Origin of the sequence: Veillonella sp. (assembly GCF_041333735.1) — a bacterium.
Lineage (GTDB): Bacteria > Bacillota > Negativicutes > Veillonellales > Veillonellaceae > Veillonella.
In genome coordinates, this window is record NZ_JBGKFB010000001.1 from 1,258,179 (window position 1) to 1,269,917 (window position 11,739).

General features: G+C 42.2%; 8 protein-coding genes. All 8 read left to right on the forward strand.

Annotated elements, in window-relative coordinates; genetic code table 11:
• Positions 1-7: 7 nt before the first annotated feature.
• The 8 genes from ACDF53_RS05790 (at position 8) to citF (ending at position 11,689) form a co-directional block, all read left to right on the forward strand.
• Complete coding sequence (locus ACDF53_RS05790) at positions 8-3,415, forward strand: DNA polymerase III subunit alpha (RefSeq protein WP_370815710.1); 3,408 nt, start codon at positions 8-10, stop codon at positions 3,413-3,415.
• Between the two features lie 148 nt (positions 3,416-3,563).
• Entirely contained in the window at positions 3,564-5,312 is a 1,749-nt protein-coding gene (gene pyk, locus ACDF53_RS05795) for a pyruvate kinase (protein ID WP_370815711.1), read from the forward strand.
• A 35-nt stretch (positions 5,313-5,347) separates the two neighbouring features.
• On the forward strand, positions 5,348-6,091 hold the full coding sequence (locus ACDF53_RS05800) for a Bax inhibitor-1 family protein (protein WP_370815712.1): 744 nt from the start codon (positions 5,348-5,350) through the stop codon (positions 6,089-6,091).
• 11 nt (positions 6,092-6,102) lie between these two features.
• Positions 6,103-7,014 (forward strand): LysR family transcriptional regulator, encoded by a 912-nt coding sequence (locus tag ACDF53_RS05805; protein ID WP_370815713.1) that lies wholly within the window; start codon positions 6,103-6,105, stop codon positions 7,012-7,014.
• A 397-nt stretch (positions 7,015-7,411) separates the two neighbouring features.
• Positions 7,412-8,812 (forward strand): DASS family sodium-coupled anion symporter, encoded by a 1,401-nt coding sequence (locus ACDF53_RS05810; protein ID WP_370815714.1) that lies wholly within the window; start codon positions 7,412-7,414, stop codon positions 8,810-8,812.
• Positions 8,813-8,917: 105 nt separating this feature from the next.
• Positions 8,918-9,187 (forward strand): citrate lyase acyl carrier protein, encoded by a 270-nt coding sequence (citD, locus tag ACDF53_RS05815; RefSeq protein ID WP_009351290.1) that lies wholly within the window; start codon positions 8,918-8,920, stop codon positions 9,185-9,187.
• Complete coding sequence (locus ACDF53_RS05820; protein ID WP_005382238.1) at positions 9,187-10,152, forward strand: CoA ester lyase; 966 nt, start codon at positions 9,187-9,189, stop codon at positions 10,150-10,152. Before citD ends, ACDF53_RS05820 begins: the two co-directional genes overlap by 1 nt.
• The gene (citF, locus tag ACDF53_RS05825) at positions 10,142-11,689 is read left to right on the forward strand and encodes a citrate lyase subunit alpha (RefSeq protein WP_060924527.1); all 1,548 of its coding nucleotides are present in this window, start codon (positions 10,142-10,144) and stop codon (positions 11,687-11,689) included. Before ACDF53_RS05820 ends, citF begins: the two co-directional genes overlap by 11 nt.
• Positions 11,690-11,739 lie beyond the last annotated feature (50 nt).

Sequence of the window (11,739 nt, forward strand, 5' to 3'; positions counted from 1 at the left end):
GTGTACCATGCAGCCATTTGTACATTTACATAGTCATACAGAGTTTAGTTTGCTAGACGGTATCAGTCGTTTGCCTGACATGGTACGTCGTGCGAAGGAGTTAAATCAGCCAGCCCTTGCCATTACAGACCACGGCAATATGTACGCAGCCATTTATTTTTATAAGGAATGTATGGCCCAAGGCGTTAAACCGATTATTGGGTGTGAAGTATATGTCACAGAAGGTAGCCGTCTTGATAAGCAGGAAGGTCGCAGCCGTGAACGATTAAAACATCTTATTCTATTAGCGGAGACCATGGAAGGGTATCGTAATCTCGTAAAAATCGTGTCGAAAGCCTCTACTGAAGGGTTTAATTATAAGCCACGTGCTGACCGTGATTTATTGCGACAATACAGCAAGGGCATAATTGCCCTCAGTGCTTGTATTCAAGGGGAGATTCCTCAGTATATTTTGCAAGATAATATGGAAGGCGCGAAGCGATCCATTGAATGGTATATCGAGACGTACGGCAAGGATAATTTCTTCTTAGAAATCCAAAATCATGGCTTGCCAGAGGAGGCAAAGGCTCAAGAGGAGATCATTAAGCTCAGCAAGGAATACGGTCTTGGCATCGTAGCATCTAATGACTTCCACTATGTTTTAAAAGAGGATGCAGATGCGCAGGATATTAAGGTATGTATTTCGACAGGCCGACGTCGTGCTGAGGTAGATCGCTTAAAATTCCCGAATGATGAGTTCTATCTAAAATCTGGGGATGAGATGACGGAGCTATTTGGACATATTCCAGGGGCCATCGAAAATACCTTAAAAATTGCAGATCGCTGTAATGTAGAGTTTAATTTTGACGAACATCATTTGCCGCACTTTGATGTGCCAGAAGGGGAAACGTCTAAGACCTATTTACGTAAGGTTTGTGAACGAGAAATTCCTCGCCTTTATGGGGAAACATCCGAAGAATTACAAAAACGTTTAGACTACGAGTTAGATGTAATTGGTACCATGGGCTTTGAGGATTACTTCCTCATCGTATGGGACTATGTACGCTATGCCCGTGAGCACGACATCTTAGTAGGTCCTGGTCGTGGTTCGGCAGCAGGTTCTGTAGTTGCGTATTTACTTGGCATTACAGGCCTTGATCCATTAAAGTACGATTTGCTCTTTGAACGGTTCTTAAATCCAGAGCGGGTAAGCATGCCTGATATCGATATTGACTTCTGCTACGAAAAGCGTGGTCAAGCCATCGAATATGTGACGCGAAAATACGGTCAAGCTCGTGTGTCTCAGATTATTACCTTCGGTACAGAGGCGGCTCGTGCGGTTATTCGAGACGTAGGTCGCGTGCTCGACTTGCCTCTAGCGGAAGTAAACCGCATTGCTAAGATGATTCCCAACGAACTAGGGATTACCTTAGATAAGGCACTGCAAGGTAAAGAGTTAAAAGCTTTATACGAAGCTGATCCAAACGTTAAAGAGTTATTTGATTTTGGTAAAAAACTAGAAGGGATTGCGCGCAATTCGTCCACTCATGCAGCGGGCGTCGTAATTTCTGCAGACCCTCTAGATGACCACGTACCAGTACAAAATGCCAATGAAGAAGGCTTTGTAACGCAGTACGATAAGGATAATATCGAGGAATTAGGCCTATTAAAGATGGACTTCTTGGGTCTCCGTACCTTAACGGTTATGGGGGATGCCTTAAAGCTCATCAAGGCGAACCGTGGTATTGACCTCGATTTAGATGCTATTCCACTAGACGACAAGGCGGCTTGTGATATCCTCACAAAGGGTGATACATCTGGTGTATTCCAGCTCGAATCAGAAGGTATTACTAAGCTCGTTATGGATCTTAAGCCTGAACATTTTGAAGACTTAATTCCATTGGTAGCCTTGTACCGTCCAGGCCCATTGGGCTCTGGCATGGTAGCGGACTTTATCGACCGTCGTCACGGTAAAAAAGAGGTTACCTATTTACATCCTATCTTGGAACCGATTTTGAAAGATACCTTTGGTGTAATCTTGTACCAAGAACAGGTTATGCAGATTGCATCCGCCATGGGCGGATTCTCCCTTGGTCAAGCGGACTTAATGCGCCGCGCCATGGGTAAGAAAAAGGAATCCGTTCTAAAGGCTCAGCGCGAATCCTTTATTCAAGGTTCTATTAATAATGGTATAGAAGAGTCCATTGCGAACGAAGTATTTGACTTGCTCGTATACTTCGCGGGCTATGGCTTTAATAAATCACATAGTGCGGCCTATGCGTACATTGCGTACCAAACGGCGTATTTGAAAGCCCACTATTTCCCTGAATTCATGGCCGCTACTATGACTAGCTTTATGCAGAACATGCAAAAATTGACCTACTACATCAATGCCTGCAAGAAGCACAATGTTAAGGTGCTTGGCCCAGATATTAACTATTCTGAACGCAGCTTTGCCGTACAAGGTGATGCTATTCGTTTCGGCCTTGGGGGCATCAAGAATGTAGGGGACAATGCCATCGATCGCTTGATTACTGAGCGCAATGAGCACGGTCTTTACACGGATATTGTGGACTTCTGCAAACGTGTAGATAATAAGGTGGTTAATAAACGACTTCTTGAAAGTCTCATTCGGTGCGGTGCCATGGATGGTTTCAAGGAAAACAGAAATCAATTGTTGCATATGTATGAAAGCGCCCAAGCTGTTGGCGCTAAAGAGCAAAAGGATGCCGCTATGGGGACCATGAGTCTCTTTGGCGATATAGAGGAGTCTGTAGATTTCATCCCTGTACCTAATGTGGAGGATTTATCGGAGGACGATAAATTGAAGGATGAGAAGGAATATACAGGCTTTTACATCACAGGCCATCCATTACGAGGCTATGCTAAGGAATTAGAGGGCCTCTTTGAATTAGGTGCTCTCGTAGAAAATCCAGAGCAATACGACGGCCAAACAATTACCTTTGGCGGTTTGATTGAAAATAAGACGGACCGTATGACGAGACGAAACGAGGTTATGTCTATTCTTCGCATCGAAGATTACTCTGGTGCAGCCAATGTGGTGGCATTCCCAAAGGTCTTTAGTCAAAGCCAACAGTTCTTGGCTGTCGATATGATCGTTAAGGTAAAAGGCTGCGTTGATGCGGATGAAAAGGGTGTGCAAATTATTGCAGACCGCATTACGCCATTAAAGGTAAACTATAGTCAGGCTAAACATGTAGCTATTCATATTTATAGCCAATATGACACGCCAGAAAATAGTGAAGCCTTAAAACGGGTATTAACGAACACCGCAGGCTCTGTGCCAACGTCGTTATACTTGCACCGACAACGGAAACGCATTAACTTGCCACCGAATATGTGCTTTGACCCTAGTGATGAATCCATCAATGCTATTGAAGCTATTCTAGGCGATGGCTCCGTAGAGGTACAATAATATATGCATAAGAATCTCAATAAAGGTTAAGGTAGTAATAAATATATTCACTACTTAATAACACATGTTGCGTAGGGCACAGATAGCTTTTACCAACATTGATATAATATATGAACATCCAAAAGGGATGGTTTTCATAGGAGGAACAATGAAACGTACAAAAATCGTATGTACTGTAGGTCCGGGAACGGATAAATTTGGTATCTTAGAAGATATGATGCGAGCTGGCATGAACGTAGCTCGTTTCAATTTCTCTCACGGATCTCATGAAGAGCAAGCCGAGCGCATGCAAATGGTGCGTGATGCGGCGATGATTGTAAATAAACCAATCGCTTTATTGCTTGATACAAAAGGCCCAGAGGTACGCCTTGGTCTATTTAAAGAGGGAAAAGTGTTTCTCGAAGCAGGTCAACAATTCACGTTGACTACAGATGATGTGGAAGGCACAAAAGAGATTAGCTCTGTTAACCACAAAGGTCTTGTAGGGGATGTGTCCGTAGGGGACAAAATTTTATTGGCCGATGGCCTTGTAACCCTTACTATCGATGCTATCGAAGGTAATAATATTATTACCACAGTTCAAAATAGCGGTGAAATCGGTAACCGTAAACGCGTAGCAGTGCCAGGTGTAGCACTTAGCTTGCCACCTGTATCTGAACAAGACGAAGCGGACTTACGCTTTGGCTGTCAACAAGGTGTGGACTTTGTAGCAGCATCCTTCATGCAACGCGGTAAGGACATTGTAGCCATTCGTCGCATTCTTGAGTCTGAGAAAAAAGATATCAAGATTATTGCAAAAATTGAAAATGCTGAAGGCGTTAAAAATATCGATGAAATTTTGGAAGTAGCGGACGGCCTCATGGTTGCTCGCGGTGACCTCGGTGTAGAAATCCCTGCCGAAGAGGTACCAGTACTTCAAAAAATGATGATTGAAAAATGTAATGACTTGGGTAAACCAGTTATTACGGCAACCCAAATGCTGGAGTCCATGATTCAAAATCCACGTCCTACACGGGCAGAAGCAAGTGACGTAGCCAATGCCATCTTGGATGGTACGGATGCGATCATGTTGTCTGGTGAAACAGCAAATGGTGCTTACCCAGTAGAGGCGGTTACGACTATGACTCGCATTGCTGAGGTAACAGAACAAGCTGCTATTTACGATAGTAAAAATCGTGCTCGTCAAGATGTGGATATGACCACTACCAGTGCTGTATGTTTAGCAAGTGTGCGCATCGCTCAAAACCTTGGGGCTGCTGCTATTTTGACATGTACTGAATCTGGTCATACGGCGATTAGCACTGCTCGGCATCGTCCGGCTTGCAAAATTATTGCTGTAACACCGCATGAAGAAACAATTCGCCGCATGCAATTATGCTGGGGCGTAGAGGCTATTAAAGGCCATGAAATCGTTAACTCTGATGAAATGGTTAAACAAGCTATTACAGGTGCTTTGGGTACAGGTGCTATCGAGTCTGGTGATCTTGTAGTTGTTACAGCTGGTGTACCATCTGGTGCCACAGGGACTACAAATATGATTCGTGTTCATATTGCTGGTCAAGTACTCTTATCTGGTAATGGTATTTTGCGTAAATCCGTTACCGGTACTGTATTCATTGCTGCTAATCATAAGGGCAATTATGAAAGCTTCAAAGACGGCGACATCCTTGTGGTAGGCACAATGGAGCCTGAATTGATGACTGTTGCTAAACGTGCAGGTGGTATTATTGCTGTAGAGGATGGGTATACATCCGATAGTGCTATTGCGGGCATTACCTATGGTATTCCAGTTATTTTAGGTGCTAAAAATGCTCATGAAGTACTTTTAGAAGGTCAAGAAGTAACAATCGACGGTGAACGTGGCAAGGTGTTTGCAGGCATTGCAAATGCTCGATAATCTCTATGAGTGATAATTAAATAAGGAGGGATAATATGAATCCATATAATGTAACAGGACCTACTGCAACTGAGGTTGCACAGGTTGAAAGTATCGTATCCCAACGATTAAAAGGCTCTTTTTTGTGGATGGTGGTAGGCTTACTTACGACTATTGGCGTTGGTATAGCGGCATTGGCAAATCCTAATTGGTTACGTTTTGCGTACCAAAACTTTAATATTATCCTATTAGTTGAGCTTGGCGTAGTATTCCTATTCAGCGCGCGTGCGTATACTGCTAATGTTATGACATTGAGAGGTATGTTTTTCTTATATAGTGCGTTGAATGGTCTTACATTGACGCTCGTATCCTTGCGATACAATGTATTTGAAGTAGTCATCCCTGCGTTAATCGGCACATTGGCCTTCTTCATTGGCTTTGCAGTGGTAGGGGCTACTACAAAACGTAATTTATCATCCCTTACACCGTATGTAATGGCTGCTTTGCTGGGCATGATCATTGTATCCTTGGTGATGATGGCAGCTCGCTACTTTAACTGGGCTGTACTCAGTGGCTTTAGTGATACTGTGAGTCTAGTTTTAGGCTATGTAGGGGTTGTAGTATTCTCCATCTTTACGGCTATCGATGTGAACCGCATTAAAAATAATGTGACACAAGTAGCTCTTATGGAGGATGAAACAATTTTAGACCGCATTGAAATCACAGGTGCTTTGAGCCTATATTTAGATTTCATTAACTTATTCTTATCCTTATTGCGCATCTTTGGTAATAAGCGATAAAAGGAGATACTATGGACGATAGAGAATGGCAAACCTTTGTCACCGTTGTCGATGAAGGCAATATTACAAGGGCTGCAGAAAAACTATTTTTATCGCAACCAGCGCTTAGTTATCGGTTGCGCCATATGGAAAAAGCCTTGGGCCATTCTCTGTTGTTGCGTACTGCTGAAGGAATTGCCCTTACGGCACAAGGCGAGATTTTCTATGATTACTGTAAAAGAATGATGCAAGATCAAGAGGCCTTAGAAAATGCTATGAACTCAGCGTCTGGTAAGATTCAAGGAACCTTGAAAATCGCATCATCTATCAATTTTGCAGACTATGAACTACCGGCCTTACTGAAATCCTTCCGCGAACAATATCCAGATGTGCATATTCAAGTAAAGACTGCTTTCAGCCATCAAGTAGTAAAAATGTTCAATACTGGTGACTGTATGGTTGCCTTTGCTCGTGGCGGATATGATGTATCTGGTAAATCTGAATTACTATTAGAGGAACCGTATTGCTTGGTGTATAAGGAATTAGTACCACCAGAATCTCTTGAAAAGGTACCATTCATTAAATACCAAACCGATGCATCCGTAGCCAATATCATTGAAACGTGGTGTGCCGAACATTTTGAAGAGCCACCGAGCGTTGCGATGGATGTAAACTCTATGAGTACGTGCCGTCACTTTGTACGGGCTGGCCTTGGCTGGTCTATTTTGACCTATATGGGCCTTGGATCATGTAAGGACAGGGATATTTACGTAAGTCCATTGCGTAGTAAAGATGGCACATATATCACTCGTGATACCAACATGGTGTACACAAAGGATGCAGAAAATCTTGTGGTAGTTAAAACATTCATTGAGTATGTTCGTGATTACTATAAAAAACATACTGTCGTAGATAATAGTATTTTTAGAGAATATAAAGGATAGATTATACAAATCGAGTCTATATAAGGCTTTGCAAACGTCTATCCATGCTATTTCAGTATTAGACTTTTTCGATATAATCAGTCATAATAAAGGTGTCTCGAAAGAGCAAGGCAGTAACCATGTAAGTGCATGTATACCCCCTTTGGGGACGTATACATGCATTTTTTTCATTTGGGGCTGCAAATCTATGCTCAAAATGCATAAAAAGTATGAATGGTAGGTATAAAAGTTTTTATAACCCCTATAAAGGTAATCTATTATTCATAATTCTTTTAAGCATATATAATGAGTGTAGACAAAGCCTCCTAGAGTTCAATAGATGATAGTCGCGTATCACGAATCTCAAAGGGAGTGTTAGGATGATATACATGCCTAGGTTTTTAAGAAAGGAAAAAACATGGAAAGACTCGTAAAATTAGCCATTATCGTGCTAATTCCAATTATCCTCTGGTTTACAACTCCACCAGCAGGGCTTTCTGCGGAAGCGTGGCGCCTCTTAGGCTTCTACATTGCAGGTATCGTAGGTTTGATTTTAAAACCATACCCAATTCAAATTATTTTATTAGCTGTATTATCTGCTTCTGCATTATTCTTAGACAATGCAAAAGATATCTTGGTAGGTTATGGCTCCACAGCATTGTGGATGATCATCGCTGCGTTCTCTTTGAGCGTTGCGTTTGGTAAAACTGGCCTTGGTCACCGCGTTGCATACCATTTGATTAATGCATTCGGTTCTACTGTATTGCGTCTTGGTTATGTAACAGCACTTCTTGATTTAGTATTATCTCCAGCTACACCTTCTAACACAGCACGTGCGGCTGGTATCGTATATCCAATTAACTTATCCATTGCTGAATCCATCGGTTCTTATCCTGGCGATACTGCCAAACGCGGTGGTTCCTTCATCTTGATGAATGGTTACTTCGTAACAAAAATTACATCCTTCATGTTCTTAACAGCAATGGCTCCTAACGTGTTGGCGTTGGACTTTGTTACTAAAATCACTGGTCTTAACATGACTTGGGCTGAATGGGCTTTGGCCTTAGCTCTTCCAGGTCTTGTAATGTTAATCTTCGTACCACTTGTAGGTTACTGGATTGACCGTCCTGAAGCAGTAAAAATTGACAATAAGAAATTGGCTGCTGATGGTCTTGCCAAATTAGGACCTATGAAAATGTCTGAAAAAATCTTGGCTGTTGTATTTATTCTTGCTCTTATCGGTTGGGCATTGCCTTCCATCGGTTTTGACTTGAGCCCAACAGCAGTAGCTTTAGTTGCTATGACTGTTGTATTCTTCGCTGGTATCATCACTTGGGATGACATGGTTCAAACTAAAGCTGTTTGGAACACATTCATCTGGTTTGGTGCTATCCTTGGTTTATCTACTGCTTTAACAAAAGCTAAATTCTTCGCTTGGCTTGCAGCATTTATGCAAGCAAACTTGGCACTCGATGTATCTCCACTCGTAGTTGTATTGATTCTTTCTGCTATTAGCGTAGTCATTCGTTACTTATTCGCTTCCAGTACTGCATATATTGCATCTATGCTTCCAGTATTCTTAACTGTAGGTATGGCAGCTGGTGTTAACCCTGTTATGTTTGGTTTAGTATTGCTTGCAACAAATGCGTTTGGTGGTCTTGTAACTCACTACGGTGCATCTCCTGGTCCAATCATCTACTCTGCAGGTTACAATAACTTGAAAGATTGGTGGACTGCTGGTGCAATCTTAGCAGTATTGAGTTGGATTCTACTCTTTGTAGTAGGTATTCCTTGGTGGACTTTCATCGGTATGATTTAATCACCATGTAATTTTATAATCAACATTGTTTTAACGGCACGGACCAGACATTCGCGACACGTCTGGTCTTTGCCATTTGATATATTTTTAGTGAAAGGATGCAACATGGCACAATTAGTAAAAGCTGCACAAGCTGGCTTCGACGAAAAAAATGATGCATTAGTAACGGTTGAACCGATTGCTAGCGGTATCGAAATTGAATTAACATCCAAAGTTATCCGCCAATACGGAGATCAAATTAAATCCGTTGTTTTAAACACAGTTAAAGAAGCTGGTTTTGACGGCGTAAAAGTAATCGTACAAGATAAAAATGCTTGGGATTACACAATTAAAGCTCGCGTATTAGGCGCATTGGAAAGGGGGAGCAAAGCATAATGGCTAACGATAAAACATTCCCAGAAGTTAAGACAAATCCATTAACAGAGGCTGCTAAAAAACGCTTGTCTCGTTCCATGATGTTCGTACCTGGTAATACACCTAAAATGATTAACAGTGCTGATATTCACGGCTCTGACTCCATCATGATCGATATCGAAGATTCCGTGCCTATTACAGAAAAAGACACAGCTCGTCTTTTAACTGCAGAAGCATTGAAATCTCGTAAATTCCGTGCAGAAACAGTTGTTCGTATCAACCATCCTACACAAACTCCTTATGGCTATGACGATCTTGATGTAATCGTTCCAGCTAAACCTGATATGATTCGTTTGCCTAAAACTGAAGACGTGTCTGAAGTTGAAATCGTAGCGAAGAAAATTGAAGAAGTAGAAAAAGCTAATGGCTGGCCAGAAGGTACTATCAATATTATCGTAGCTATCGAATCTGTTCGTGGCTTGTACAATGTTCGTGAAATCTGCCATGGTCCTCGCGTAGTTGCTATCGCTCTTGGCGCTGAAGACTATCGTGCTGACCTTCGTACAGGTAAACATAAACCAGCTGTTGAATTATTGTTCGCTCGTCAAACAATTCTTCATGCCGCACGTGAAGCAGGTATCCGTGTAATTGATACTGTATTCTCCGACGTGAAAGACCCACAAGGCTTCCGCGAAGAAGTTGAATTCATTAAAGCTTTGGGCTACGATGGCAAATCTTGTATCCACCCAAGCCAAATTAAAATTATCCACGAAGTATTCACTCCTGACGAAAAAGAAATCGCTCATTCCGTTAAGGTATTGAACAGCTATGCAGATGCATTGCGCAACAATAAAGGCGTAATCTCCGTAGATGGTAAAATGATCGATGGTCCTATCGTAGTACGTGCACAACGCGTAGTTGATAAAGCACGTGCAGCAGGCATTAAAGTTGAATTAGAGGAAGGAGCAGAATACGATGTTAAATAAAGTAGGTCGCGATATCCCAACAAACATTCCAGCACTAGAAGGTCGCGAAGTATATCAAGGTGAATTCGCTATTGAACCTAAAGCTCATCGCGCAGGTAAACCTGTACACATGAGTCGTGTTGGTACTAATAAAGTACTTGCTTCTATTGATGAAGCAATCGAAAAAGCTGGCGTAAAAGATGGTATGACATTGTCCTTCCATCATCACTTGCGCAATGGCGACTATGTAATGAAAATGGTTATGGAACGCGTTCAAGCAAAAGGTATTAAAGACATTACAATTGCGTCTTCCTCCTTATCCCCATGCCATGAGTTCTTAGTAGAAATGATTCAAGATGGTACTGTAACAGCTATTGAAACATCTGGCTTGCGCGATCGTCTTGGTAAATTCTTAACACAAAACCCAGGCGTATTGAAACGCCCTGTAGTGATTCGTTCCCACGGTGGCCGTGCTCGTGCTATCGAATCTGGCGAAGTTCATATCGACGTAGCTTTCATGGCTGCTCCTACAGCTGATCCTCGTGGTAATGCTACTGGTCGTATGGGTAAATCCGCATGTGGTGCACTTGGCTATGCTAAAGTTGACTCCCACTATGCAGATACAACTGTTATTATCACAGATAACTTAGTTGACTATGTACACAACTATGCAATCCCTCAAACTGACGTAGATTATGTTGTTGAGGTTGAAAGCATTGGTGATCCAGAAGGTATCGCTTCTGGTGCGGTAGGTTTCACTAAAAATCCTATCCAAATTAAAATTGCTGAATTAGCTGGTGAATTCCTTGACCAAGCTGGCATCATTAAAGATGGTTTCGTATTCCAATTGGGCGCTGGTGGTGCTCCATTGACTGTGGCGAAATTTATCGCTGAAAAACTTCGCAAACGCGGTGAAGTAGGTGGCTTCGCTATCGGTGGTGCTACTGGTATCTTGACTGGTATGCTTGAAGAAGGTTTGATTCGTGCAATTTACGATACTCAAACATTCGATACAACTGCAGCAGCTTCTTTAGATAAAAACCCTGCACACATCGAAATGTCCGCTTCCATGTATGCTAACCCATGGACTGACTGCACTACAAACTACCTAGACGTAGTATTCCTTGGTGCTACTGAAATCGACCTTGATTTCAACGTAAACGTAATGACTGACTCTAACGGTGTATTGATGGGCGCTTCTGGCGGTCACTCCGATACAGCAGCAGGTGCTAAATGTACAGTTATTACTTGTCCATTGATCCGTGGTCGTTTGCCAATGATCCGTGACAAAGTTGCAACTGTAATTACACCAGGCTCCTCTGTTGACGTACTCGTTACTGAATACGGTATCGCAATCAACCCAGCTCGTACTGATTTGATTGAACGCTTCAAAGATAGCAACTTGCCTATCTTCACAATTGAAGAATTACAACAATTAGCATTTGATTTAGTAGGTAAACCACAAGATATCCCTGTATCTGATAAAGACGAAGATATCATCGCAATCGTAGAATATCGCGATGGCTCTATCATCGACGTGGTTCGTAAACCTCTATAATTGAGTAGTGCTGAAAGTCCGGGGAATCCGGAACAGTTCCGCCATCGGCT